The organism is Streptomyces sp. NPDC050416, from assembly GCF_044458845.1.
GTDB lineage: Bacteria > Actinomycetota > Actinomycetes > Streptomycetales > Streptomycetaceae > Streptomyces.
In genome coordinates this window covers 855059-879145 of the sequence record NZ_JBITII010000001.1, presented here as the reverse complement: position 1 = coordinate 879145, position 24087 = coordinate 855059, and the positions used below count along the sequence as shown (strand labels likewise).

The window sequence follows — 24087 nt, the reverse complement described above, 5'->3', positions numbered from 1 at the left end:
TCGGCATGGGATCACCGTACGCAGTGCGGCCGCATATTGAGACCGCATTCCCGCTATATGGACTGACGCCGCGTCAGCCCGTGCCGGTCGGGATCGGCCGGTAGACGGTCAGCGCCTCGGGCAGCTTCTCCAGGGTCACGCGGCCCTCCACCTCGGTGACTTCGCCGTCGTAGGCGAGGAGCGTGCCGGCCGCCACGTGATCCAGATGCAGCCGTCCCACCTGGACGGCGGCGTGGGCGGGGGAGCGGGTCAGCGGTCCCGCGAGGGCGGCGGCGAGCAGCCGGACCGCCGGCCGGCGACCGCCGTGCACGACCCGCACGTCGAGCTGCCCGTCCGCCAGGTCCCTCCGGCGCCCGGGCGCCAGCCCCATGCGGTGATAGGTGCCGTTCCCGGCGAACAGCAGCCACAACGGATGCGTACCGCCCCGGACCTCGGCCTCCAGCGGGTGCCGGTCGGCCCGCAGCACGCGCACGGCCGCGACCACGCCGGCGGGCCAGCCGCCGATCCGGTGCGACCAGCGCTCCCGCTCGCGCACGAGCTCCGGATAGACGCCGACACTGCACGTGTTGAGGAAGACGCCGTGCTTCCCGCCGCAGGAGTACCGGCCCACGTCCACGCGCACGGCGTCGCCCGCACGCAGCGCGCGGGCGAGATCGCGTACGTCCTCGATGCCCAGGTCGTAGGCGAAGTGGTTCAGGGTCCCGCCCGGCAGCACGGCGAGGGGCAGGCGGGCCCTGAGCGCCACACGGGCGGCGGCGTTCACGGTGCCGTCGCCGCCGCACACGCCGAGGACCCGGGCACGGGTGGCCGCCTTCTCCAACTCGGCGGGCACGTCCGCCGGTTCGCACTCGACGACCTCGGCCCGGGGGAGGGCGTCCCGCAGGGCACGGACCCGCTCGGCGCTCCCCGCGCCGGTGTTCGCCACCAGCACGAGTCCCTCGCCGTCCGGCAGCGCCGGGACCTCGGCGCGAGGCCGGGCCGGCGGGGCGGCCTGGCCCCGCGTCGGCACCAGGGCCCGTACGGCGAACGCCGCACCCACGCCCAGGGCGGCGCCCGCCAGGACGTCACCCGGGACGTGCGGGCCGCTGCCGGCGCGGGCGAGGGCGATGGACGCGGCCACCGGGACGACGACCGTGCCCCAGGCGGGGGACTCCAGGGCGACACCGGTCGCGAAGGCGGCGGCCGATGCGGCGTCCCCGGAGGGGAACGCGGTGGCGGCCCGACGCCGCTTCAGCTGCCACACCGTGGGGACAGTGCGCTTGCCGAGCGCGCTGACGGTGAGGGAGGCGAGGCCGAGCGAGGCCAGGCCGCGGGTCGCCGCGCGGCGGGCGCGGGGGGTGCGGGTCGCCGCGAGGGCGGCGGCGGCAGCGCACCACAGGGCGCCGTGGTTCGTGCTGCGGCTCAGGCGGGGCGGGACGGCGGGCGTCATGGGGTGCGGGTACCCGGAGGGGGGTGGACACACCGGCCCTCCCCGGGCAGGCTCATGGCTGATCATCATGACCGAAGAGGGGGAACCGAATGAGCGGGCGAGTGACGGCGGTCAGCAGCAACGGGGAGTACTCGTTCACCAAGCCGAACCGGGACAGCATCAGGCTGCTCGCCGGGCTGGGTGTGGAGGGGGACGTGCACGCCGGTGTGACGGTCAAGCACCGGTCGCGCATCGCGCAGGATCCGACCCAGCCGAACCTGCGCCAGGTGCACCTCATGCACGAGGAACTCTTCGAGGAGGTCGGTGAGGAGGGATTCAAGGTGGCGCCCGGCGAACTCGGCGAGAACATCACCACACGGGGCATCGATCTGCTCGGTCTGCCGGCCGGCACGCTGCTGCGCATCGGCGACACCGCGGTGCTGGAGGTGACAGGCCTGCGCAATCCCTGCCTGCAGATCGACCTCTTCCAGGAAGGGCTGCTGAAGCGGGTCGTGGGGCGCGACGAGGCGGGGAACGTCGTGCGCAAGGCCGGGATCATGAGCGTCGTGCGGGAAGGCGGCGTGGTGCGTCCCGGCGACGCGATCGCGGTCGAACTCCCCGCGGGGCCGCACCGGCCTCTGGAGCGGGTCTGAGCCGTTGCCTTGCCTTCCCGGTGGTCGGCGTTGTCGCCGAGGCCGGGTGGGTCGGCAGCCCGGCGGAGCGGGGGGCCGCTGCGTCCACCCGTGCCGCCCTTAGCGGCACGTTTGCCCGCAGCTGAGCGCGCCCGCACCGCGGGGGGTGTCCGCCCGCAGCGGTTGGCGCGTCGACGCCAGTCAGTCGGTAGGCGCCCCGTCGCGCCGTTCCGAGAACGGACACCCCCGGCGCGGCCCCGACCCACCCGCACCGCGCAGGCGCAGACGCGCACCCCCGCCGGAAATGCGTTTGCCCAGCGCGCCGGTCGCCGCGCAAAATCGCGACCATGGGTCACCTCGAAGCAGCGCATCTGGAGTACTACCTGCCCGACGGAAGGGCGCTGCTGGGTGACGTCTCGTTCCGGGTGGGGGAGGGGGCGGTCGTCGCCCTCGTGGGGCCCAACGGGGCCGGGAAGACGACTCTGCTCCGCATGCTCGCCGGTGAGCTCAAGCCGCACGGCGGAACCGTCACCGTGGGCGGCGGACTCGGTGTGATGCGGCAGTTCGTCGGATCCGTACGCGACGAGAGCACCGTGCGGGACCTGCTCGTGTCCGTCGCCACGCCCCGCATCCGCGAGGCGGCCCACGCCGTGGACACCGCCGAGCACGCCCTCATGACCGTCGATGACGAGGCCGCCCAGCTGGCATACGCCCAGGCCCTCGCCGACTGGGCCGAGGCCCGCGGCTACGAGGCCGAGACGCTGTGGGACATGTGCACCACGGCCGCGCTCGGCATTCCCTACGAGAAGGCCCAGTGGCGCCAGGTCCGCACCCTCTCCGGCGGTGAGCAGAAACGGCTCGTCCTGGAGGCCCTCCTGCGCGGCACCGACGAGGTGCTCCTCCTCGACGAGCCCGACAACTACCTCGACGTCCCCGGCAAGCGCTGGCTTGAGGAACGGCTCGCCGAGACCCGCAAGACCGTCCTCTTCGTCTCCCACGACCGCGAACTGCTCGCCCGCGCCGCCCAGCGGATCATCTCCCTGGAACCCGGCCCCGCGGGCGCCGACGCCTGGGTGCACGGCGGTGGTTTCGGTACGTACCACGAGGCCCGCCGGCAGCGGTTCGAGCGCTTCGAGGAACTGCGCAGGCGCTGGGACGAGAAACACGCCCAGCTGAAGAAGCTGGTGCTGACGCTGCGTCAAGCCGCCGCCGTCAGCCATGAGATGGCTTCCCGCTACGCCGCCGCCCAGACCCGGCTGCGCAAGTTCGAGGAGGCCGGGCCGCCGCCCGAGCCGCCGCGCGAGCAGGACATCAGGATGCGGCTCAAGGGCGGCCGCACCGGCGTCCGGGCCGTCACCTGCGAAGGACTCGAACTCACCGGCCTGATGAAGCCCTTCGACCTGGAGGTCTTCTACGGCGAACGCGTCGCCGTCCTCGGCTCCAACGGCTCCGGCAAGTCCCACTTCCTGCGCCTGCTCGCCGGCGGCGACGTGGCGCACTCCGGCCTCTGGAAACTGGGAGCCCGGGTCGTCCCCGGGCACTTCGCGCAGACGCACGCGCACCCGGAGCTGGAGGGGCGCACCCTGCTCGACATCCTGTGGACGGAACACGCGCAGGACCGCGGCGCGGCGATGTCCCGGCTGCGCCGCTACGAGCTGACGAACCAGGCCGAGCAGACGTTCGACCGCCTGTCCGGCGGTCAGCAGGCCCGTTTCCAGATTCTCCTGCTGGAGCTCCAGGGGGTGACGGCTCTGCTGCTCGACGAGCCGACCGACAACCTGGACCTGGAATCCGCGGAGGCACTCCAGGAGGGCCTGGAAGCCTTCGAGGGCACGGTCCTCGCGGTCACGCACGACCGCTGGTTCGCCCGCTCCTTCGACCGCTACCTGGTCTTCGGCAGCGACGGCCGGGTCCGGGAGACCCCGGACCCGGTCTGGGACGAACGCAGGGTGGAACGGGCCCGCTAGGGGCCGGCTCGTAGGGGGCGCTGCTCCCCGCTCACTTCCAGCGGAGCAGCGCCCCGAGACCGCCGGCCGGGACCTCGCGCTCCGCGACGGCCAGTGCCGCCGCGTCCGTCGCCACGGCCGAGCGGATCAGCGCGTCGTCCGCCCGGGCCGGCCAGGAGTGCTGCTCGCCGAGGATCTTCAGGTCCGTACGCCGCACCGCGACCTGGTCCGGGTCCTCGCCGATCCACACCTCGCGGTGTGCGTCCGGCCCGTCCGGCCTGATCAGCAGCTCGTCGATGCGGCGCTCGCGCGCCGCCTCGATCAGCGCGGGCACGCCCTCCACGGCTCCGGCGCGGCCCTGGTCGTCCGGGTTCCGGGCGGCCAGGAACCGCTCCAGCTCCGCCTCGGCCCGCCGCGCCACATGCTCGGCGCGGGCCCGCTCCACGTCCTCGTCGAGGAGCCGGCTGCCGGTGCCGTGCGGCGCCTCGACGACGAGGTCGTGCAGCCGCTTGGGCAGCCGCTCGTGCACGGACCGCCGCTCACGGTCGTCGCCGACGAGGATCAGCAGGTCGGCGCGGGTCTCCTCCTGGCACACGGCGAGCGCGTCGGCGATCTCCGCGGCGTTGTGCTCCCAGGTGTTCTCCACCCGCAGCTGGAAATGCCGCTCGGACCAGTCCACGGAGCTCGTCCGGTGCACCGGCCACTGACGCCCGGTGACGCTTCCGGCGTCCTCACGGCCCAGTGCGCTGCGCAGCTCGAAGTCCGCGCCCTTGCGGTCGACGTACGCCACCACGCACACCGGGTCCTCGCCGGCCAGCTCCAGCAGGGGCGTCACACGCGGCAGCGGGGCCCATTCGGCCCAGTCGCCGCCCTGCGGGGGACGGGCCAGCGGCGGGTCGAGGACCACCTCGCCGGCGCGGGCGAACAGGGCCCGGCCGTGCGGTTCCGAAGAGTGCCGCAGGTCCTCGATCGCGCTCTGCACGGCCCGGCAGGTCGCCTCGTCCGCGCCCTGGTCGGCCAGCTGCCTGGCCATCGCCTGGGCCGTGAGCTGCCGCTCGTGGGGGGTGGCCTCCGTATGCCGGGAGGTGTCGACGTACACCGAGGCCCAAGGCCCGGGGTGTTCGTACAGTGGGTGCAGAAAGGCGAGATCCATGGCTCCCTCCCGGATGCCGCTCGGGGGTAGTGCTCAGTTGCTCCCCGGGCGGGTACCCGGACCGCATGAACGAACACGACGAGCGGGGCAACACCATGACCGGAGTGGACCCTGACCGGCTGGACGACCAGCAGCTCATGAAGGAGCTGGAGACCATCCACCGCACGCGCCACGACACGCTGCTCTACGGCTCGAACGACGCGCTGCGGGCCCACAACGAGCGCATGGCGCAGCTGGAGGGCGAGTTCCTGCGCCGCAACCCACGCCGCCCGGTGGCCGCGGGCCGCACCCGCGAAGGCGCCCGGGAACGGGGAAGCGGAGAGTCGACGACTCCCACGACCCCCGGCACCTGACCCTGCCGGACCAGCACGCAACGACGCACCCAGGCGGGCAGCGGCGCAACGCGCCCCGGACGAGCAGGCAGATCGCGCCCCGGGCCGGCACCGGCACCCCCGCGTCCCGGCCCACGTCGGCACAGCCCGACCTGGCACGCAGCGGACAAGCGGACCGCGGCACCGCCGGCGCTTACGCGCGGGTCGGCATCGACCCGCCACGACCGGGTCCGCATCCGCATGAGGCGAGCCGCTCCGCGCCGCCACCCGACCTGATCGGCACCACACGAGTGAGCCCGGCACCGCCGGCGCTTCGCGGACGGTTCCGCATCGGCCCCGTCACGACCGGGTTCTCCCGGCACAAGGCGACCGGCTCGGCGCCGCCGCCACCCGACCTGATCCGCAGCACTCAGATGTGCCCTGGCCCCGGCGACGCCTCGCGCGCGGGGCCCCACCGGCCCCGCTACGACCGGCTTCGCAACGGCATGAGGCGAGGCGAGCCCCTCCGTACCGTACCGGCGCCACCCGGCCTGGTCCGCACTGCACAAGCGCGCCCCCGCCCCGCAACGGCGCATCGCGCGGGGGGGGGTCCGCACCGGCACAACGCGACCCGGCCAAGCACCGCACAAGCGCCAGACCCGCACCGACAAGCGCGCGGCCGGCCCGCATCGGCGCATCGCGCGCGGGCCGGCATCGGCACGACCCGAGCCGCCCCTTCAACCGCCACACCACGACTCGCCCCCTGGCAGCACAAAGCAAGCCGGGCCGCGCCCCCACAAGCGCGGCCCGGCCCTGCCCCGGCCCCGGCTCAGTGCCGCACCGGTGCCCGTCCCCAGTGGCGGTGTGCCGCGATCGCGGTGCAGAGCTCGTTCAGGAACTCCTCGCTCGCCGGGCCCGGGGACGTGTCCGTCACCACGCCCTGGTCCGTGACCACGCGGTGGAACTCCGTCGACAGCCGCAGGCCCTCGGGCTCCAGGGCCGACAGGACGCCCACGCCCGAGCCGAGTGCGCCGACCGGCTTGCCGTGCCGGTAGGCGTCCCGCACGAACCGCACCGCGTCCGGGTCGGCCGCCGTCGGCGGGGTGCCGACGGGCCCGCCGGGCAGCAGCACGGCGTCGTACAGCACGGACGCCACGGTCGGCAGCGCACGGTCGACCGCGTACGTCTCGCCGTCGGAGCCGGTGATCGTCCCGTCCGTCGGGGCCAGCGCCTCGACGATCGCGCCCTCGGCGGCCAGCCGCTCCCGCACGGAGGTGATCTGCTCGGCGTCCACCCCGTCGGTGACCAGTACCGCGATCTGCCGGGTCCGGATCGAACCGTCCCCGCGCAGGGACTCCAGGCTGAGCGCGGGGGAGGCCGACTTGGACGCGGCCTCCGCAGTGGACGGCTCCGGCACCCCGACACCCCGTGCCACCCGCACCGCCAGTTCCCCGTCGACCTTGGCCAGGTGCTCGACCGTACGCGCCCGCACGGTCATCGCGCCCACCTTGCCGAGCTCGAACCGGAACGCCTCGACGATGTGCTGCTTCTCCCAGTCAGCCATGCTGTTCCAGAACAGCGCGGGCTGGCTGTAGTGGTCCTGGAAACTGGGACTGCGGCGCCGGATCTTGTGGCCGTCCACCCGTTCGGCGTAATGCGTGTACGCACTGCCCCCGGCGCCCGCATGGGCCGGGCAGCCCCCGCCGAGCGAGTTCGGGAAGTAGTTCGTGCCGGAGTGGATCGCGCTCTGGTGATAGCCGTCGCGCTGGTTGTTGCGCACCGGCGCGACCGGCCGGTTCACCGGCAGCTGCGAGAAGTTGGGCCCGCCGAGCCGGATCAGCTGGGTGTCCAGGTACGAGAAGTTCCGCGCCTGGAGCAGCGGGTCGTTGGTGAAGTCGATGCCGGGGACGACGTTCGCCGTGTGGAAGGCGACCTGCTCGGTCTCCGCGAAGAAGTTCTCCGGGTTGCGGTCCAGCACCATCCGGCCGATCGGCCGCACCGGCACCTGCTCCTCCGGGATGATCTTCGTCGGGTCGAGCAGATCGAAGTCGAACGCGAACTCGTCCTCCTCCGGCACGAGTTGCACGCCCAGCTCCCACTCGGGGTACTCGCCCGCCTCGATCGCGTCCCACAGATCACGCCGGTTGAAGTCCGGGTCGCGGCCCTGGCACTCCTGCGCCTCGTCCCACACCAGCGAGTGCACGCCGAGCCGCGGCTTCCAGTGGAACTTCACGAACGTGCCCTTGCCGTCCGCGTCGACGAACCGGAAAGTGTGCACGCCGAAGCCCTGCATCATGCGGTAGCTGCGCGGGATCGCCCGGTCCGACATCAGCCACATGATCGCGTGCAGCGTCTCGGGCTGGAGCGACACGAAGTCCCACAGGGTGTCGTGCGCGGACGCGCCCGTCGGGATGTCGTTGTGCGGCTCGGGCTTCACCGCGTGCACGAAGTCGGGGAACTTGATCCCGTCCTGGATGAAGAAGACGGGGAAGTTGTTCCCGACCAGGTCGTAGTTGCCCTCCGACGTGTAGAACTTGGTCGCGAAGCCGCGCACGTCCCGCACCGTGTCCGCCGAGCCCTTGGGGCCCTGCACGGTCGAGAACCGTACGAACACGGGCGTGCGCACGGCCGGGTCCTGGAGGAACGCCGCACAGGTGAACTCCGCGCAGGACTCGTACGGTTCGAAATAGCCGTACGCGCCCGCGCCCCGCGCGTGCACCACCCGCTCCGGGATCCGCTCGTGGTCGAAGCGGGTGAGCTTCTCCCGGAAGTGGAAGTCCTCCATCAGTGTCGGACCGCGCCCGCCCGCGGCCAGGGAGTCGTCGGTGTGGTCGACCTCGGCTCCCTGGTCGGTGGTGAGCGGCCCGCCGGCCGGATCGTCCGCCTTGAAGGCCTCGCGCTGTTCCTGTTTCCGGTCGGCGGGCGAGGCCATCAGGCGGCCTCCTCGGCGAAGACGTCGAGGAAGGCCTCGCAGAACGCCTTCAGGTCGTCCGGCTTACGGCTGGTGACCAGCTTGTTGGCGCCGTGGTCACAGACCTTCACCTGCTCGTCGACCCAGGTGCCGCCCGCGTTGCGGATGTCGGTCTGCAGGCTCGGCCACGAGGTCAGCACCCGGCCCCGTACGACGTCCGCCTCGACCAGGGTCCACGGCGCGTGGCAGATCGCGGCCACGGGCCGGCCCTGCTCGAAGAAGTCCCGGACGAACGCGACGGCCTTGGGGTCCATCCGCAGGAAGTCCGGGTTGGCCACGCCGCCCGGCAGCACCAGAGCGGCGAACGAGCCCGGGGCGGTCTCGCCCACGACTTCGTCCACGGGGAAGGTGTCCGCCTTGTCGAGGTGGTTGAACGCCTGGATCTCCCCCTGCTTCGTCGACACCAGCACGGGCTCGTGACCGGCGTCCTTCGCGGCCTGCCACGGATCGGTCAGCTCCACCTGCTCGACGCCCTCGGGTGCCACCAGAAATGCGATACGCATGATGCTCAACGTCCTTTCCCGGAGCGCGCGGCACTCCAGCGCGCCGCGTCACTCCTCGCGTTCTTCTCCTTCGTGCGGTTCCCGCGGCCCGTACGCACGCACCGCAACAACTCCTCGCCGTACGGCAGCAGCACGCACGTGCCGATCGCCGCGGCGATGCCCGCCAGATAGCCGCGTGACAGCGGCCGCCGGCGCGGCACCAGACGCCACGCGTCGGGATCCCCGCGGCCGCCGCGCAGCAGCGACGTCACCTGGTCGGCGTGCAGGCACATCAGGGAGGCCAGCGCCGCGAACGGCAGCGACTCCAGAAAGCTGTGGATGTGCTGCTCTATGGGCTTGACCTCCCGCTCGCTCTCGACGGCCGTACGGACGTCCCACAGCGCCGTCGCCTCGTGCACCGCGGCCCCGCCCAGCTGCACGCTCAGCAGCAGCGGGTTGACCTCGTAGCGCAGCGTCAGCGCGATCGGGATGCCGACCTCGGCCATCATCAGGGAGTGGATCAGGGACTCCTTCGTCCCCGCCGTCTCCTCGATACGGGTCCGCCGGTGCATCACCCAGTCGGCCACCCCGGGCACGAACCAGCTGGGCAGCAGCCCGTACAGCAGATAGCGGGTCGTGGCGTCACCGACGTCCACCGTGACGCCACTGGCACTGATCTCCTTCGCCTGGTCGATGCTCACGCACCTCCCCGGGCGTCCGGCTCGGCACGGCTGATGTCGGCGAGCGCCGACGCGGGATCCTCGGCCTCGGCCAGATCGCCGAGGCTCACCATCCCGACCGGCAGCCCGTTCTCCACCACCGGCAGGCGGCGCACCGCGTGCTCACGCATCAGCGCGGCCGCGGTCGCCACCCGCTCGTCCGGCGTCACCGTCACCGGATCCGGTGTGCACACCGACTGCGCGCTCACCGTCATCGGGTCGGCCCCGTCGGCCACCGCCCGTACCGTGATGTCACGGTCGGTGAGCACGCCGATCACGTCCTGCCCGTCGGCCACCACCACGTCGCCGATGTTCTGGGTGCGCATCAACTGCGCCGCCTCGACGAGCGAGGCGTCCGGGCGTACGGCGACCACACCCGGGGTCATCACGTCCTTCACCAACTCGGCCATCACTGAGGGCCCTCCCTCTGTTCCCCGGCCGGCGGGGGCACCGCGGGCGGGCGCGGCCCGCCCGCGGCACACCCCGTCGCGATTCCTACGCGTACTCCTCCGGTCCGGTCTCCCGGGCCCGGATCAGGGCCTGGGCCAGCTCCTGGACATTGCCGTAGCGCTCCTGGCGCGGCAGCCGCTCCAGGGCCTCGACGAGGGCGTCGGGCGCCTGGTGGCCGCGCAGTTCGCGGGCCAGGTCGCGCGCGCTCGCCGGGAACGCCCTGCGGCCCAGGATTCGGGCCAGCTCCAGGCGTACCGACTCCAGGGACGTCGGCGCACGGCTCGGCGTCACCGGCCCGCGCGCGACCTCGGGGTCGTCCTCGGCAGCCGGCTCCGGGTCGTGCCACTCCTCACTACGGGTGGGGTGCCCGGACCTGAGCAGCCCCTGGAGTTCATGCTTCATCTCGTCGTCACGATGGACGCTCAGCCGGTCGCTGCCTCGCTGCATTTCTCCCTCCAGACGGTCGGGGGTCCGCACCGCGTACCCGAACACCGCGAGCCGACACGGGTTCGCCACCCCGGATCGGTGCCCTCCGCACGGGTTTGCGCCACGGCCTGCGGGAGACCCGGATCACACCCCCCACTCATCTCTGGGGAAGGACACGCCATGGCGATGCTCGCTGTGCTGCTTCCGGTGCTCATGCTCGGAGTGGTGCTGCTGCTGGGCCGCTACGAGGAGCTGCTGCTGCCGCAGGACGGTGCCGACCGGCGCGAACCGGTCGGCGTGCCCCCGGCGGCGGCGACCGCTACTTCTTCTCGCGCCCCGGCAGGAACTCCTGCATCTTCGCCTTGAAGCCCTGCTTGACCACCGATCCGCGGTCCGAGTCACCCTTCAGGATCGACGCGGCGGTCGCCTCCATCTGCTCCCAGGTGGCGTGCGGCGGGATCGGTGGGACAGCCGGATCGGTCAGGAACTCGACCACCGCGGGACCGTCCGCCTCCAGCGCGGCTCGCCAGCCCGCCTCGACGTCCTCGGGCTTCTCCACCCGGATGCCGGTCAGCCCCAGGGAACGCGCGAACGCGGCGTACTGCACGTCCGGGAGCTGTTGCGACGGCAGGAACTGCGGCGCGCCCTCCATGGCCCGCATCTCCCACGTGACCTGATTCAGATCCTGGTTGTTCCACACGGCGATCACCAGCCGCGGGTCCTCCCACTGGTGGCGGTACTTCGCCGCCGTGATCAGCTCCGCCATCCCGTTCATCTGCATCGCCCCGTCGCCCACCAGCGCGATCGCGGGCCGGTCCGGGTGCGCGAACTTCGCGCCGATCACGTACGGCACCCCGCAGCCCATCGTCGCCAGGGTGCCGGAGAGCGAGCCCCGCATGCCCGGCCGCATGGTCAGGTGCCGCGCGTACCAGTTCGCCGCCGAACCCGAGTCGGAGGCGATGATCGCGTTGTCCGGCAGCAGCGGGTCCAGCGAGCGGGCCACGTACTCCGGGTTGATCGGGTCGGCGTCGAGTCCCGCGCGGCGCTCCATGACCTCACGCCAGCGCGTCACGTTGGCGCACACCGTGTCGTACCACTCGCGCCCGCGGCCCTCCTCGATCAGCGGGATCAGCCGCTCCAGCGTGGCCTTCGCGTCGCCGACCAGGTTCACCTCGTACGGGTAGCGCATCCCGACCATGTGCGGATCGATGTCGATCTGCACACCCCGCGCCTTGCCGAACTCCGGCATGAACTGGGTGTACGGGAACGACGACCCGATGGTCAGCAGCGTGTCGCAGTCCCGCATCAGCTCGTACGACGGACGCGTGCCCAGCAGGCCGATCGAGCCGGTGACGTACGGCAGTTCGTCGCTGAGGACATCCTTGCCGAGCAGCGCCTTGGCGACACCCGCGCCGAGCAGCTCGGCGATCGACTCCACCTCGGCCCGCGCCCCGGCCGCGCCCTGGCCGACCAGGATCGCCACCTTGTCGCCGGAGTTGAGGATCTCGGCGGCCCGCCGCACCGAGTCGTCGGACGGCACGGCCGTCCACGAACTGCGGTCCAGGCTGGAGGGAACCATCTTGAACTCGTGCGTCGGCGGCGAGTAGTCGAGCTCCTGCACATCGCCGGGAATGATGATCGCGGTCGGGCAGCGGCGCGCGTACGCGGTGCGGATCGCCCGGTCCAGCACGTTCGGCAGCTGCTCCGGCACGGTCACCGTCTCCACGAAATCGGAGGCGACGTCCTTGTACAGCGTGTGCAGATCCACTTCCTGCTGGTAGGAGCCGCCCATCGCGGAGCGGTGCGTCTGGCCGACGATCGCCAGCACCGGAACATGGTCCAGTTTGGCGTCGTACAGGCCGTTCAGGAGATGGATCGCGCCCGGCCCGGACGTCGCCGTGCACACCCCGAGACGGCCGCTGAACTTGGCGTACCCGACCGCCTGGAACGCCGACATCTCCTCGTGCCGCGACTGCACGAAACGGGGCTCGTTCTCGGCCCGGCCCCATGCGGCGAGCAGGCCGTTGATGCCGTCGCCCGGATAACCGAAGACCTGCTCGACCCCCCACTCGCGCAACCGCTCAAGGACGTGGTCGGAGACCTTGGTGCTCATGTACGACCTCCCGGACGTATGGGGACAGAGCCAGCTGTACGAGTCACCCTGCGCAACGGCGGAAAACCTCACCGGGTTTGCGGGCGGGGGCCGGGGGCAGGCGCACCTCAGTGCTTCGGACAGGAGGCACGTCCGTGGGAGCGGCGAATCGCGCCGCCACCGGCGCTCCTGGTCCGCACCCAGTCGACGCGCTCCCACGGTGACCGTCCAACCCAGAGCACCTGCAAGGGAATTGCGACGCATCATGCCGATCCACACCAGCGCGAAGCAGCACCCCCACGACGACGCCCCCGACACCGCCGACGCCTTCCGCAGGCTCGCCACACTCCCCGACGGACCCGAGCGCGACGCGCTCCGCGACGAGATCGTCGAGGCCTGGCTGCCCATGGCCGACCGCCTCGCCGGACGCTTCCGCAGCCGCGGCGAGAGCTTCGAGGACCTGCGCCAGGTCGCGGCCCTCGGCCTGGTCAAGGCCGTCGACCGGTACGACCCCGAGCTCGGCAACGCCTTCGAGAGCTACGCCGTGCCCACCATCACCGGCGAGATCAAGCGGCACTTCCGGGACCATATGTGGACCCTGCACGTACCTCGCCGCGTCCAGGACCTGCGCAATCGCGTCCGGTTCGCCTCCCAGGACCTGTCCCAGACCATCTCCGGCCGGCGGCCCACCGTGGCGGAGATCGCCGAGCACGCGAAGCTGAGCGAGGAGGACGTCAAGACCGGCCTGGAGGCGCTGGAGAGCTTCACCGCCCTGTCCCTGGACGCGGAGCTGCCCGGCAGCGAGGACGGGTACTCGTTGAGCGACGCGCTCGGGTCGCCGGATCCGGCGCTGGACACGGTCGTGGACCGTGAAGCGGTGAAGTCGCGGCTGGCGGCGCTGCCGGAGCGGGAGCGGGCGATTCTGTACATGCGGTTCTTCGGGGACATGACGCAGAGCCGGATCGCGGAGGAGCTGGGGATCTCGCAGATGCATGTGTCCCGGCTGATCAGCCGGTGCTGCGGTCGGGTCCGGGAGCAGGTCATGCGGGATGTGGCGTAGCGCCGTGGGGGCTGTTCGCTGGTCGCGTGTGCGGGCCGTCTGTGGCTTGTCGCGCAGTTCCTCGCGCCCCTGAGAGGGACGTATCGATTCACCCGGTTGGCGAGTGCTGTCCCGCTAATGGGGTCCGGGCGCGCGCGGCGTTCCAGCGGGCGGGCTGTGATGGCAGAGGGCCATTCCGCCGTCGCCCGAAGGAGCCCCCGCCATGCGCCGCACCCGTCACGCACTCTTCGTCGCCGTCCTGGCCGGCTCGGCCCTGGTCGGGTTCGTTCCGGTCGTGGCCGCCGAACCCGCCGCCGAGGTCAGTCCGGCCACCGTGGAGCCAGGCGGCACGCTCACCATCTCGGTCAGCTGTGATCCGACCGGGGGGCCGCCGCCCGACAGCATCGACGCGACCTCGCAGGCCTTCGACGAGGGCACGGTCCCGTTGCGCAAGGTGACCGGCAACGACGACGAGGTGTCCGGCCCGGCCTACCGGGGCACGGCCCGTATCGCTCCCGCGGACAACTTCGAGGGCGATCCCGACGCCCTCGGCGAGGACTCGGCCTGGACCGTCGACGGCACCTGCCCGGCCGCTCCCGGCGGGGAGGGCAAGCAGTGGAGCGCGACGTTCACCGTGGCGCACGGCGGTGGCCACCACACGCCGTCCCACCACCCGACGCACGAGCCCTCCCACCGGCCCACCCACAAGCCCTGCCCCGACGCGCGGCGCGACGAACCGCTCGGCGAACCGGGGCACCACCCCACCGAGTGCGGGGGAGCGGTCGTCCAGCGCGGGGTACGCGCCGGCGACGGCGGTGCCTTCTCCGACTCCGTGCCCGCCCTGGTCGCGGGCGGCGTGCTGATCGCGGGCGCGTTCGGTGCCGCCGTGCACCGGCTGCGCAACCGGGAGAGCGACCCGTACCGCTGAGCGCCGGCGCGCACCACCGCCCCGGAAGCCCCCCGCTTCCCCGGCCCGGCCCGCTCATGCTGTGACCGTCACAACCCGGCCGGGCGCCCATGGGGCGACGGCGCCATGGGTACTCAGTGGCCGAGGGCACGCGCGATACGGCTGGCGAGGGCGACAGGACACGGCAGCAGGCACTGCGGAGGTATGGATGCGGCGGACGGACCCGGAAGGCCACGGCCCCGTCCGGTTCGGGCCGCCGCTCCCCGACGACGGACTGCCCGTGCTGCCGGAGCTGTCCGCCGTGCTCGCCGCCGCGGCGTCCCGGGGCGACCACGAGCCGGTCGGCGGGGGAGAGGCCCTGCGGGAGGCCGCCTGCGGCTACTGGGACCGGCGCGGACTGCACTGCGACCCCGGCCGGGTGGCCGCCGGGCCCGGCGCGCCCGCGCTGCTGCTCGCCCTGACCGCCGCCCTCGGCGGTGACGTCCTCGTGCCGAGACCCTGCGCCGCCTGGTGGGCGCCGTACGCCCGCCTGCTGGGGCGCCCCGTCTTCCACGTGCCGACCCCGCCGGAGAGCGGCGGGGTGCCCGATCCGTACGCCCTGCTGGAGACCGTGCGCCGGGTCCGCGCCGAGGGCGGTGATCCGCGCCTCCTGGTGCTGTCCGTCGCCGACGACCCGACGGCCACCGTCGCCCCTCCCGAACTGCTGCACGAGACCGTCGAGGCCGCCCAGGGGGAGGGCCTGCACCTCGTCAGCGACGAGACCTGGCGCGACACCCTGCATGACCCGCACGACACCGTGCTGCTCAGCCCCGCCGAGATGCTGCCCGACCGGGTCACCGTCGTCACCGACCTGTCCGGGGCCTTCCTCCCGCCCGGCTGGCCGTCCGCGGTGGCCCGCTTCCCGGCCGGCGAGGACGCCGACGGGCTCCACGCGCGCGTGCTCGACGTCCTCACCGCGCTCGACGCCCGGGTCGCCGCCCCCGTCGCCTCGGCGGCCGCCCACGCGCTGGGGGAACCGGAACCGGTCACCGCGCGCATAGCCGCCACCGTGCGCCTGCACGCGTGCCTGGCCGCCGAGGCGCACGCCGTCGTCGTCGCGTCCGGCGCCCTCGCCCGGCCCCCGCAAGCCGGCCGCCATCTGTACGTCGACCTCACACCGCTGCGCCCCGCGCTGAGCGCGCACGCCATCGGCGACGCACAGGAGCTGGAGGACTTCCTCGCCGCCCGCCTCGGCATGCCCGCGCCCGGCGGGCACCGCTTCGGCGACGAGCTCGAAGCCCCGCGCGTGCGGCTTTCGACCGGCGCACTGCTGCTCGGCTCCGCCCCGGAACGCGCGGAATGCCTCACCTCACCCACGCCGTTGGAACTGCCACACGTGCGGCGCGCGTTGATCCGACTGAAGTCGGTCTTCGACGATCTCCGTGACGACGCTCAGCGATGGGAGCCTCCTCGATGACGCAGCAGTCCGAGTCGACCACGAGCACGACCACTCGGGAAGCCGGCGACGCGGCCCTCCCGTCCCCCCTCGCGCCCCCGTACCCGCCGCTGGCCGAGCCGAGACCACTGGCCGAACGCCGGGTGTGGCCGCGCACGTTCCACGACCGGCTCACCGCCCCGCTCCCCGACCTGAGGGCCATGGCCCGCTTCGCCCGCGAGGGCGCCGTGCGACCGGGCCCCGAGGGCCTCGCCGACATCCCCCGGCTCCCTTACGCCCCCGGCCCGCTGCCCCGCGTCGACGCCCGCACGGTCGCCGTGACCTGGGCGGGACACGCCAGCTGGGTCCTGCGCATCGGCGGGCTCACCGTCCTCACCGACCCGGTCTGGTCCCGCCGGATCCTCGGCACCCCGGCCCGCATCACCCCCGTGGGAGTCCCCTGGGAGGCGCTGCCGCGCGTCGACGCCGTCGTCATCAGCCACAACCACTACGACCACCTGGACGCCCCCACGCTGCGCCGCCTCCCGCGCGACACCCCGGTGTTCGTCCCGGCCGGCCTGGCCCGCTGGTTCCACCGCCGCCGCTTCACCCGTGTCACGGAGCTCGACTGGTGGGAGGCAGCCGAACTAGACGGCGTCCGCTTCGACTTCGTCCCGTCCCACCACTGGTCCAAGCGCACCCTCACCGACACCTGCCGCAGCCTGTGGGGCGGCTGGGTCCTGACCGACCAGGAGGGCCAGCGCGTCTACTTCGCGGGCGACACGGGCTACGGCCACTGGTTCTCCCGCATCGGCCGCCGCTACCCCGGTATCGACCTCGCCCTCCTCCCCATCGGCGCCTACGACCCCCGCTGGTGGCTCAGTGACGTCCACTGCGACCCGGAGGAGGCGGTCCGCGCGGCCCAGGACCTGGGAGCGACCAGGATGGCCCCCATGCACTGGGCCACCTTCGTCCTCTCGGCGGAACCGGTCCTGGAACCCCTCACGCGGGTACGGGCGGCCTGGGAGAAGGCAGCCCTCCCCCGAGAAAACCTCTGGGACATGCCGGTGGGCGCTTCAAAGGTGCTGTAGGTGTCCGACTCCAGGGGCGCGGGGCTGTGCCGATATGCGGCTCCGCCGCGTGGGCGCGAACAACCACGAACAACCCGCGCCCCGAAGCCCACACAACCTCCAACGGTGCTACCGAACCCGCCGCACCACACTCGGCACCACACTGATCAGCAAGGTCAGTCCGATCGCCGCCACGACACCCTCCCACGGCTCATCGAACAACGACCCCCCGAGAATCCCGATCAACTGATACGTCACAGCCCAGGCCAGACAGGCCGGCAGATTCCCCCGGGAAAACCTCCGCAGCGGCCACTTCGCCAGCAGACACGCCAGCATCACCGGAATCCGCCCCGCCGGCACCAGCCGCGACAGCACCAGCACCGCCACCCCGTGCTCGGCGAGTTTCGTCTGCGCCTGCTCCAACCGGTCCTCGGGGGCCCGCGCCCGGAGCGCCTCCAGCCAGCGCGAGCCGTTCTTCGACTTCATCCCGCGCCGCCCGAGCCAGTACAGCGCCGCGTCGCCGAGGAACGCCGCCAGCGACGCCGTCACGAACACCATCGCCAGCGAGAACGGCGCCGTCTGGTGGACGGCGACCACGGCCGCCGAACTCACCAGCGCGCCCGTAGGGATCACCGGCACCAGCGCCCCGACCAGCACCAGCACGAAAAGCGTCGGATAACCGATCGCCTGCTGCGTGGACTCCGGCACGACGGACGCCGGGGTGACGGCAGACGCCGCGAGCAGAGGTATCGCGGCCTGCGCCACGGGCCCGGTCGGAATCACCGCGCGACCTCGAGGCGCACGCTCTCCCCGTGCCCGAGCCGGTGCACCGTCACGCCGGGCGCGTGCCGCGCGGCGAGCCGCACGAACTCGTCACCCGGCGCGTGGAACTCGTGGGGGCGCACGGCGTCCATCCCGATCGGCCAGTACGTGCCGTAGTGCACCGGCACCGCACTGCGGGGCGCCAGCCGCGCCAGCGCCTGGGCCGCCCTGCCCGCGTCCAGATGTCCCTCGCCCAGGTACGGCCCCCAGCCGCCCACCGGCAGCAGCGCCACCTCGACCGGCCCGACCTCCTCGGCCATGCCGTCGAACAGCCCGGTGTCCCCGGCGAAGTACGTCCGGGCCTCGCCGGCGACGACGTAACCGAGCGCGGGGGAGCGGTGCGGCCCGAACGGCAGCCGGCGTCCGTCGTGCCGCGCGGGCACGGCCCGTACGACGATGTCGCCGACCGGGGTCTCGTCCCCGGGCGCCACCTCGCTGACGTGCAGGTGCGCGAGCCGGCGCAGTCCCGGCACCGCCCGGCGCGCGCCCCGGGGCACGAGCAGGCGCGTGCCCGGAGCGAGCCGCATCAGCGACGGCACATGCAGGTGGTCGGCGTGCAGATGCGAGACCAGCGCGACGTCCGCCTGGCGGGCGCCGGGAGGCGGCAGGTCTCCGCGCCGGCGGCGCAGGTGCGCGAGCCGGCGCGCGAACAGCGGATCGGTGAGCACGCGTACGTTCGAGTCCTCGACCGTGCAAGTGGCGTGACCCCACCAGGTGATCTCCACCGGCACTTCTTTGCCCCCTTCGCGCGACTCCCCGAAGCCTACGTGCAGGAGTAGGGTCGGCGGCGAAACCGGAGGTGAGGGGGACGCCATGGTGCCGGTCCGGGTCACGGCGATCGCGAGTCTGACGCCGCTGGAGGAGCTCGACGACGATCCGTTCCTCGTCGACTCCCGCAGCCAGCACGCGATGTGCGCCCGCTGGGCCGCCGAGCGGGGCTATGTGATCAGCCGGGAGTTACTGGTCCGGGGGCTGCGTTCCGACCACTGCGCGCTGTGGGACGGCGTCCGCCCCGGCCTCGATCTGTTCGTGGCACCCAGCCGGAGAGTGCTGGAGAGCGCGCTCGCCTCCGTCGAGGAGTTCACCGCGGAGTGCGCGCGGCGCGGGGTACGCGTCGAGACGGTGGGGCACGCGGAGCCGGCGTACGACGCGGCGATGAAGGCGTGCGTGCACCGCCGGCTGTCGATGCCGACCGCCGGCTACGACGGGCGCTGACACGACGGTCCGGGGGACACCGGGCGTCCGCGGAGCGTTGTGGCACTGTGGGTGAGAGCCCGTGGTCGCGACGGGCCGGGACGTGAGGTGGCTGGGCGTGCGGGGCGTGCGGTGGCGGCGGGTCGCCAGTCAGGTGGGGCGGAGCGTCGCCGTATGGGCGGTCTCCACCCTCACCATGCTCGTGCTCGCCGGGATCCTGCCCGACTTCCGGCTCCGCTCGGCCGACGGCGACAGCGCGACCGACATCGCCGTCAAGGCGGCCTTCGGCGCCGGCGCCTTCGGTCTGCTGTCGGCCGTGGTCTGGCCGCTGCTCGTCCGTCTCCTGCTCCTCGTACCGGCGCTCGTGCTCGGACTGCTGGTGTTCTTCCTCAACGGCGCGCTGCTGCTGCTCGCCCTGCGCCTCGACCCCGGGGAGCGCGGCACCGCCGCCCCGGAGACCGCCGTCGTCGTCGCCGCCGTGATGTCCGCCGTGGCGTCCGCCACCGGCGCCGCCCTGGCCGTGCGCGACGACGACGCCTACCGCCGCAGGCTGTACCGCCTCTCGGACCGCCGCCGCAGGTCCAAACCGCCCAGCCCGTCCACCCCCGGCACGGTCTTCCTGCAACTCGACGGCGTCGGCCACGACGTCCTGCTGGACGCGGTCGCCAAGGGCCTGATGCCCACCGTCGCCCGCTGGCTCGGCATCGGCGACGGCGCCCGCCCCACCCACCGGCTCACCCCCTGGCGCACCGACTGGTCCAGCCAGACCGGCGCCAGCCAGCTCGGCATCCTGCACGGCAGCAACCACGACGTCCCGGCGTTCCGCTGGTACGAGAAGGACACCCGCGAGGTCGTCGTGTGCAACCGCCCGAGCAGCGCCGCCGAACTCCAGCGCCGCGCCGTCGGCTACGCGGGGCACGGCGGTCTGCTCGCCGTCGACGGCGCCAGCCGCGGCAACCTGTTCAGCGGCGGCGCCGAGCAGCAGGCCCTCGTGCTGTCCGTAGCCGCCCGCCGCAGCCGGGAGAACCGCTCCCGCGCGGGCTACTTCGCCTACTTCTCCGACCCGGCCAACGCCGTGCGCACGGCCCTGTCCTTCGTCGCCGAGGTAGGCCGCGAGATCGGCCAGTCCACCCGGGCCCGCCTCGGCAAGCAGCGCCCGCGCGTCTCCCGCGGCGGCCTCTACCCGCTCGTGCGGGCCTTCGCGACCGTCGTCGAGCGGGACGTCGTCGTGGCCGCCGTGACGGGCGACATGCTCGCCGGCCGCACCGCCGTCTACGCCGACCTCGTGGCCTACGACGAGGTCGCCCACCACTCCGGCCCGGCGAGCCGCGACGCGCAGAAGGTCCTCGAACGCCTCGACCGCTCCCTCGCGCTGATCGAGAAGGTCGCCGAGCACGCCCCGCGCCCGTACCGGATCGTCGTGCTGTCCGACCACGGCCAGAGCCCCGGCGAGACCTTCCGCTCCCGCTACGGCCTCACCCTCGGCGACCTGGTGCGGGCCGGCTGCGGACTGCCCGTGCCGCGCCGCGCGGAGCGCACCCGCAGCGGGACCGAGGCCCGCGCCGCCGTGCGCGCCGCCCTGCGCATCCCCGTCGAGGAGCACGGCGAGCAGCACCGCCCCACGCGCCGCTCGGAGCCGATCGTGCTGGCCTCCGGCAACCTCGGCCTGATCTCCTTCCCGGACGTCACGCACCGCATGAGCAAGGAGGAGATCGACGCCCGCCACCCCGCGCTGCTGCCGACCCTCGCCAACCACCCCGGCATCGGCTTCCTGCTGGTCCGCAGCGACGAGCACGGCGGGGTCGTCCTCGGCGCGTACGGCGCCGAGATACCGCTCGCCGACCTCGACGACAACCCGGGCCCGCTCGCCCCCTTCGGCCCGGGCGCCGCCGACGCGGTACGCCGCACCCACACCTTCCCGCACACCGCCGACATCATGGTCAACTCCTTCCACGACCCGGCCGACGGCGAAGTCCTCGCCTTCGAGGAGCAGATCGGCTCCCACGGCGGCCTCGGCGGCGAACAGGGCAGACCCTTCCTGCTGTCGCCGCTCGGCTTCTCCCCGCCGGTCGGCGAGGGGGAGGAACTCGTCGGCGCCGAGCACGTCCACCGCGTCCTGTGCCGCTGGATGCGCGAGTCGGACGGCCCCCAGGTGCCGCTGGAGACCAGCGAGGAGCGCGCCGCCTGAGACCGGGCCGCGTCCGGGAAGCCGCGTGCCTCATCCCGCTGGGGCGGCTGCCGTTCGCGTCAGAGGGCAGGTCTTCCGCGTGAGTTGAGCGGGAGTGTGATCGGATGGTGGCCAGGAACCCGGTCGCGGTTCCGGATACTCATCGAAAGGATGCGTCATGGCAGCCACGCGCTCCGCACACACCGTGTGGGAAGGCAACCTGTTCAAGGGCAACGGCGTCGTCACCTTCGACTCCTCCGGCATCCTCGCCGAGCAGCCGGTCAGCTGGGCGGCCCGCACCGAGGAGCCGGGCGGGAAGACCAGCCCGGAAGAGCTGATCGCCGCCGCCCACTCCAGCTGCTTCTCGATGGCCTTCTCCAACATCCTCGACAAGGCCGGCACCCCGCCGACGAAGCTGGTGACCTCCGCCGACGTGACCTTCCAGCCCGGCGAGGGCATCACCGGCATCCACCTCACCGTCGAGGGCACCGTCCCCGGCATGGACGAGGCCGCCTTCCTCGCCGCCGCCGAGGAGGCCAAGGTCGGCTGCCCGGTCAGCCAGGCCCTCAAGGCCACGCCCATCACCCTGACCGCCAAGCTCGCCTGACCTGCCCCGCCCACGTCGCGCGGGCCCGCCCACCAGGGCCGGCCCGCGCGCCGTCGTCGGTTCGCCGACGGCGCCCGGGGTATGAACCAGACGCTCTGCCGCCGACGGTCCGGAAGGAAAGCGATGCTGCCGGGAACGTCCACCAGCGCGACGGCGCTCGACTCCGCCACCCGTGACCGGACCCGCGTCCTGCTCCTGTTCAGCCTCTCCGGCCGGCTCCGCCCCCAAGACACACCCCTGGGCGCCCTCGTCGACCGCTACGACTTCGGCCGCTTCGCCTCCCACCTGATGACCAGCCAGGACGTCCTGCCCGTCCCGGTGCTGGACGAACAGGTCGCGCCACGCCGGCTGCGGCTGCCGCACGGCGACCACGGCCTGGGCCTCGCGTCCCTGCGGATCCTCGTCGTCACCACCCCGCGCGGCGACGCCACCCTCGTCGCGGACTGCGCCTTCGCGGGCGAGACCACGGCCGGCGACCTCGCCGCCTGGCTGGCCACCACCTGCTTCGACCGGGAGCGGATCGAACTCGACGACCGTCCGCTCCTGCAGGCCCTGACGGGACAGCTCGGCGGCCGGCCGCTCGCCCTCGGCCAGAACGTGCACCAACTGGTCTTCCCCGGCGGCCGGTTACAGCGCGAGCTGCTCAGCGCCGACGAGGCCCGCAAGGCGATCCTGCTGAACGAGATCGTCTACCGCGGCCGGATGCCCTGGAACCCCGCCACGCCCTACGACGCGAGCCTGGCGCCGCACCTCAGGAACCACGGCGTCACCCTGTCCGCCCTCGGCCGGGGCGTCTCCGTCCAGGCCGGCTGGGCCCCGCACGTCGAGAACGGCCTGATGCTCGTCGCGATCGGCATGATCTCCGCCCTGGCCGCGCTCCAGCGCACCCGGCTCGCCGCCTTCGCGACGATGAAGGCCAACGAGCAGGCCCTGACCGACTCGCCCACCGAGATCCGCTCCCTGATCTCCCGCCTCTCCGCGGGCGTCAACGAACTCCAGCTGGACCTGGCCTTCGGCGTCGAGGCCTACGTCGACAGCCTGCTGATCCCCGAGATGGTCATGGAGGCGTTCCAGTCCTCGCTGCGCGACGCGCTCGGCATCCGCGACAGCCTGGAGAACTCGGCCCGCATGGTCGAGCGCCTCACCTCGGTGATCAGCGCCCGCTCCGCCGCCCTGGACGCCGAGCTCGCCGAGCGCGACGACCGCCGGGACCGTACCGTCTCCGGACTGGTCGCCGCCGCCACGCTGATCGCCCTGCCGCCCACCCTGCTGCTGGCCTTCTTCGGCGTGAACGGCACGAACGTCGACGAACACCGCTCCATCCTCGACCTGCGCGCCTACGCCCCGGCCTACGCGCTGGCCTGGCTCCCCTTCGTGCTCCTGGTCCTGATCGGCTACGTCCTGCTCAGACGGATCAGCACCCGCTCCGGCTCGCTGCTGCCGGCCTCCGACGACGACGCCGTACCCGTCCCGCCTCCCCGCACGCCCTCCGGGAGCCGACGACCATGACGCCACGCCCCGCCGTCTCCGCCCACCGGGGCGGCTCCGAGCGCGCCGGACCCGCCACCTGGGAGGCGTACGAGGACGCGCTGGAGTCCGGCGCGGAGTACGCCGAGTTCGACATCCGCCGCACGAGGGACGGCGTCCTCGTCGTCTACCACGACCCCCGGGTCGGGCCCGCCGGGCCGCCGCTGGCCGCGCTCACGCATGCCGAGCTGAGCGAGCGGGCCGGCTACGAGGTGCCCGTGGTGGACGAGGTCATGGCGCTGATCGCAGGGAGGCTCGTGGCGCACCTGGACCTGAAGGAGACCGGCTACGAGCGGGAGGTGATCGACCGGGCGGTGGCCCTGCTCGGCGTGGACGGGCTCGTCGTGACGTCGCTGGAGGACTGCTCCGTGGCCGCCGTCGCGCAGGCCTTCCCCGGGGTGCGCACCGCGCTGTCCCTGGGGCGCGACCGCAAGGAGCTGGCCCTGGCCCGGCTGCCCGGGACCCGGCTGAGCGAGCTGTTCCCGGCCCGCCGCATCCGGGCGTGCGGGGCCGATGGCGTCGCCGTGCATCAGCGGCTGGCCAGGACCACCGTGCTGCGCGAGGCGACCCGCCGCGGCCTGTTCACCATGGTGTGGACGGTCAACGACGACACCCTGATGCGGGCCTTCCTCGCCCACCCGCGTGTGGACGTGCTCGTCACCGACCGGCCCCGGCGGGCCGTGGCGCTCCGCGGGCCGGTCACCCCCTCGCGCCATTGACAACAGCGCACTCAGGTTTTGTGCTGGATTG

The 24087-nt window shown here is 73.1% G+C and carries 23 protein-coding genes; 13 read left to right on the top strand and 10 right to left on the bottom strand.

The window, feature by feature from the left end; translation table 11 throughout:
- Positions 1-73 precede the first annotated feature (73 nt).
- Positions 74-1429 carry a diacylglycerol/lipid kinase family protein gene (locus tag ACIBL4_RS03945; RefSeq protein WP_399406211.1) on the bottom strand — a complete coding sequence of 452 codons (1356 nt, stop codon included), beginning with the start codon at positions 1427-1429 and terminating at the stop codon, positions 74-76.
- 89 nt (positions 1430-1518) lie between these two features.
- Between ACIBL4_RS03945 and ACIBL4_RS03940 the strand changes: the two genes are divergently transcribed.
- Together ACIBL4_RS03940 and ACIBL4_RS03935 are read left to right on the top strand one after the other, a co-directional pair.
- Entirely contained in the window at positions 1519-2061 is a 543-nt protein-coding gene (locus tag ACIBL4_RS03940) for an MOSC domain-containing protein (protein ID WP_399406209.1), read from the top strand.
- A gap of 326 nt (positions 2062-2387) precedes the next feature.
- Positions 2388-4007: an ATP-binding cassette domain-containing protein gene (locus ACIBL4_RS03935; RefSeq protein WP_399406207.1), complete on the top strand. Its 1620-nt coding sequence runs from the start codon at positions 2388-2390 to the stop codon at positions 4005-4007.
- A gap of 31 nt (positions 4008-4038) precedes the next feature.
- Here the strand turns inward: ACIBL4_RS03935 and ACIBL4_RS03930 are convergent, their stop codons facing one another.
- Entirely contained in the window at positions 4039-5139 is a 1101-nt protein-coding gene (locus ACIBL4_RS03930; RefSeq protein ID WP_399406205.1) for a Vms1/Ankzf1 family peptidyl-tRNA hydrolase, read from the bottom strand.
- A gap of 65 nt (positions 5140-5204) precedes the next feature.
- Between ACIBL4_RS03930 and ACIBL4_RS03925 the strand changes: the two genes are divergently transcribed.
- A complete protein-coding gene (locus ACIBL4_RS03925) occupies positions 5205-5492 on the top strand; it encodes a DUF6158 family protein (protein ID WP_010038687.1) in 288 nt (95 codons plus the stop codon).
- A 787-nt stretch (positions 5493-6279) separates the two neighbouring features.
- On the opposite strand, the gene ACIBL4_RS03920 is transcribed toward ACIBL4_RS03925, so the two are convergent.
- The 5 genes from ACIBL4_RS03920 to ACIBL4_RS03900 form a co-directional block, all read right to left on the bottom strand.
- A complete protein-coding gene (locus ACIBL4_RS03920) occupies positions 6280-8382 on the bottom strand; it encodes a catalase (protein WP_399406203.1) in 2103 nt (700 codons plus the stop codon).
- Positions 8382-8924 carry a type 1 glutamine amidotransferase domain-containing protein gene (locus tag ACIBL4_RS03915; RefSeq protein WP_399406201.1) on the bottom strand — a complete coding sequence of 181 codons (543 nt, stop codon included), beginning with the start codon at positions 8922-8924 and terminating at the stop codon, positions 8382-8384. The genes ACIBL4_RS03920 and ACIBL4_RS03915 overlap by 1 nt, the downstream gene beginning before the upstream one ends.
- 5 nt (positions 8925-8929) lie before the next feature.
- Positions 8930-9604 carry a diguanylate cyclase gene (locus ACIBL4_RS03910; protein ID WP_399406199.1) on the bottom strand — a complete coding sequence of 225 codons (675 nt, stop codon included), beginning with the start codon at positions 9602-9604 and terminating at the stop codon, positions 8930-8932.
- On the bottom strand, positions 9601-10032 hold the full coding sequence (locus tag ACIBL4_RS03905) for a CBS domain-containing protein (protein ID WP_399406197.1): 432 nt from the start codon (positions 10030-10032) through the stop codon (positions 9601-9603). Before ACIBL4_RS03905 ends, ACIBL4_RS03910 begins: the two co-directional genes overlap by 4 nt.
- Before the next feature lie 85 nt (positions 10033-10117).
- Complete coding sequence (locus tag ACIBL4_RS03900; RefSeq protein WP_356927075.1) at positions 10118-10519, bottom strand: DUF2795 domain-containing protein; 402 nt, start codon at positions 10517-10519, stop codon at positions 10118-10120.
- A gap of 159 nt (positions 10520-10678) precedes the next feature.
- Here ACIBL4_RS03900 and ACIBL4_RS03895 point away from each other — a divergent pair, with 159 nt between their 5' ends.
- The gene (locus ACIBL4_RS03895) at positions 10679-10864 is read left to right on the top strand and encodes a hypothetical protein (protein ID WP_356927074.1); all 186 of its coding nucleotides are present in this window, start codon (positions 10679-10681) and stop codon (positions 10862-10864) included.
- Here the strand turns inward: ACIBL4_RS03895 and ACIBL4_RS03890 are convergent.
- The gene (locus ACIBL4_RS03890; RefSeq protein ID WP_399406194.1) at positions 10818-12611 is read right to left on the bottom strand and encodes a thiamine pyrophosphate-requiring protein; all 1794 of its coding nucleotides are present in this window, start codon (positions 12609-12611) and stop codon (positions 10818-10820) included. The two genes, ACIBL4_RS03895 and ACIBL4_RS03890, sit on opposite strands and share 47 nt — an antisense overlap.
- Positions 12612-12855: 244 nt before the next feature.
- On the opposite strand from ACIBL4_RS03890, the gene ACIBL4_RS03885 reads away from it, so the two are divergent.
- The 4 genes from ACIBL4_RS03885 to ACIBL4_RS03870 all read left to right on the top strand — a co-directional run bounded on the left by ACIBL4_RS03885 (position 12856) and on the right by ACIBL4_RS03870 (position 17041).
- The gene (locus ACIBL4_RS03885; RefSeq protein WP_306961577.1) at positions 12856-13650 is read left to right on the top strand and encodes an RNA polymerase sigma factor SigF; all 795 of its coding nucleotides are present in this window, start codon (positions 12856-12858) and stop codon (positions 13648-13650) included.
- Between the two features lie 202 nt (positions 13651-13852).
- Positions 13853-14557, top strand: coding sequence for a hypothetical protein (locus tag ACIBL4_RS03880; RefSeq protein ID WP_399406192.1), 705 nt, complete (start codon positions 13853-13855; stop codon positions 14555-14557).
- 187 nt (positions 14558-14744) lie between these two features.
- A complete protein-coding gene (locus ACIBL4_RS03875; protein ID WP_399406190.1) occupies positions 14745-15992 on the top strand; it encodes an aminotransferase class I/II-fold pyridoxal phosphate-dependent enzyme in 1248 nt (415 codons plus the stop codon).
- Positions 15989-17041: an MBL fold metallo-hydrolase gene (locus tag ACIBL4_RS03870; RefSeq protein WP_399406188.1), complete on the top strand. Its 1053-nt coding sequence runs from the start codon at positions 15989-15991 to the stop codon at positions 17039-17041. The genes ACIBL4_RS03875 and ACIBL4_RS03870 overlap by 4 nt, the downstream gene beginning before the upstream one ends.
- Before the next feature lie 108 nt (positions 17042-17149).
- Here ACIBL4_RS03870 and ACIBL4_RS03865 read toward each other — a convergent pair whose 3' ends face one another.
- Complete coding sequence (locus ACIBL4_RS03865; RefSeq protein ID WP_399406186.1) at positions 17150-17785, bottom strand: DedA family protein; 636 nt, start codon at positions 17783-17785, stop codon at positions 17150-17152.
- 14 nt (positions 17786-17799) lie between these two features.
- Positions 17800-18573 carry an MBL fold metallo-hydrolase gene (locus tag ACIBL4_RS03860; RefSeq protein ID WP_399406184.1) on the bottom strand — a complete coding sequence of 258 codons (774 nt, stop codon included), beginning with the start codon at positions 18571-18573 and terminating at the stop codon, positions 17800-17802.
- 82 nt (positions 18574-18655) lie between these two features.
- Between ACIBL4_RS03860 and ACIBL4_RS03855 the strand changes: the two genes are divergently transcribed.
- The 5 genes from ACIBL4_RS03855 (at position 18656) to ACIBL4_RS03835 (ending at position 24056) form a co-directional block, all read left to right on the top strand.
- Positions 18656-19057, top strand: coding sequence for a hypothetical protein (locus tag ACIBL4_RS03855; protein ID WP_399406182.1), 402 nt, complete (start codon positions 18656-18658; stop codon positions 19055-19057).
- A gap of 97 nt (positions 19058-19154) precedes the next feature.
- Entirely contained in the window at positions 19155-21224 is a 2070-nt protein-coding gene (locus ACIBL4_RS03850) for a phage holin family protein (protein WP_399406570.1), read from the top strand.
- Positions 21225-21381: 157 nt separating this feature from the next.
- The gene (locus tag ACIBL4_RS03845) at positions 21382-21810 is read left to right on the top strand and encodes an OsmC family peroxiredoxin (protein WP_037668927.1); all 429 of its coding nucleotides are present in this window, start codon (positions 21382-21384) and stop codon (positions 21808-21810) included.
- Positions 21811-21933: 123 nt separating this feature from the next.
- Entirely contained in the window at positions 21934-23319 is a 1386-nt protein-coding gene (locus ACIBL4_RS03840) for a hypothetical protein (protein ID WP_399406179.1), read from the top strand.
- A complete protein-coding gene (locus ACIBL4_RS03835) occupies positions 23316-24056 on the top strand; it encodes a glycerophosphodiester phosphodiesterase family protein (RefSeq protein ID WP_399406177.1) in 741 nt (246 codons plus the stop codon). Before ACIBL4_RS03840 ends, ACIBL4_RS03835 begins: the two co-directional genes overlap by 4 nt.
- Positions 24057-24087 lie beyond the last annotated feature (31 nt).

Bases quoted from the DNA above. Each gene is read 5' to 3' on its own strand.
- ACIBL4_RS03845 (WP_037668927.1), top strand. From the start codon at position 21,382: ATGGCAGCCACGCGCTCCGCACACACCGTGTGGGAAGGCAACCTGTTC.
- ACIBL4_RS03900 (WP_356927075.1), bottom strand. From the start codon at position 10,519: ATGCAGCGAGGCAGCGACCGGCTGAGCGTCCATCGTGACGACGAGATG.
- ACIBL4_RS03920 (WP_399406203.1), bottom strand. From the start codon at position 8,382: ATGGCCTCGCCCGCCGACCGGAAACAGGAACAGCGCGAGGCCTTCAAG.
- ACIBL4_RS03935 (WP_399406207.1), top strand. From the start codon at position 2,388: ATGGGTCACCTCGAAGCAGCGCATCTGGAGTACTACCTGCCCGACGGA.
- ACIBL4_RS03885 (WP_306961577.1), top strand. From the start codon at position 12,856: ATGCCGATCCACACCAGCGCGAAGCAGCACCCCCACGACGACGCCCCC.
- ACIBL4_RS03945 (WP_399406211.1), bottom strand. From the start codon at position 1,429: ATGACGCCCGCCGTCCCGCCCCGCCTGAGCCGCAGCACGAACCACGGC.
- ACIBL4_RS03895 (WP_356927074.1), top strand. From the start codon at position 10,679: ATGGCGATGCTCGCTGTGCTGCTTCCGGTGCTCATGCTCGGAGTGGTG.
- ACIBL4_RS03835 (WP_399406177.1), top strand. From the start codon at position 23,316: ATGACGCCACGCCCCGCCGTCTCCGCCCACCGGGGCGGCTCCGAGCGC.
- ACIBL4_RS03925 (WP_010038687.1), top strand. From the start codon at position 5,205: ATGAACGAACACGACGAGCGGGGCAACACCATGACCGGAGTGGACCCT.
- ACIBL4_RS03855 (WP_399406182.1), top strand. From the start codon at position 18,656: ATGGTGCCGGTCCGGGTCACGGCGATCGCGAGTCTGACGCCGCTGGAG.
- ACIBL4_RS03875 (WP_399406190.1), top strand. From the start codon at position 14,745: ATGCGGCGGACGGACCCGGAAGGCCACGGCCCCGTCCGGTTCGGGCCG.
- ACIBL4_RS03890 (WP_399406194.1), bottom strand. From the start codon at position 12,611: ATGAGCACCAAGGTCTCCGACCACGTCCTTGAGCGGTTGCGCGAGTGG.
- ACIBL4_RS03870 (WP_399406188.1), top strand. From the start codon at position 15,989: ATGACGCAGCAGTCCGAGTCGACCACGAGCACGACCACTCGGGAAGCC.
- ACIBL4_RS03880 (WP_399406192.1), top strand. From the start codon at position 13,853: ATGCGCCGCACCCGTCACGCACTCTTCGTCGCCGTCCTGGCCGGCTCG.
- ACIBL4_RS03940 (WP_399406209.1), top strand. From the start codon at position 1,519: ATGAGCGGGCGAGTGACGGCGGTCAGCAGCAACGGGGAGTACTCGTTC.
- ACIBL4_RS03915 (WP_399406201.1), bottom strand. From the start codon at position 8,924: ATGCGTATCGCATTTCTGGTGGCACCCGAGGGCGTCGAGCAGGTGGAG.
- ACIBL4_RS03905 (WP_399406197.1), bottom strand. From the start codon at position 10,032: ATGGCCGAGTTGGTGAAGGACGTGATGACCCCGGGTGTGGTCGCCGTA.
- ACIBL4_RS03930 (WP_399406205.1), bottom strand. From the start codon at position 5,139: ATGGATCTCGCCTTTCTGCACCCACTGTACGAACACCCCGGGCCTTGG.
- ACIBL4_RS03840 (WP_399406179.1), top strand. From the start codon at position 21,934: ATGCTGCCGGGAACGTCCACCAGCGCGACGGCGCTCGACTCCGCCACC.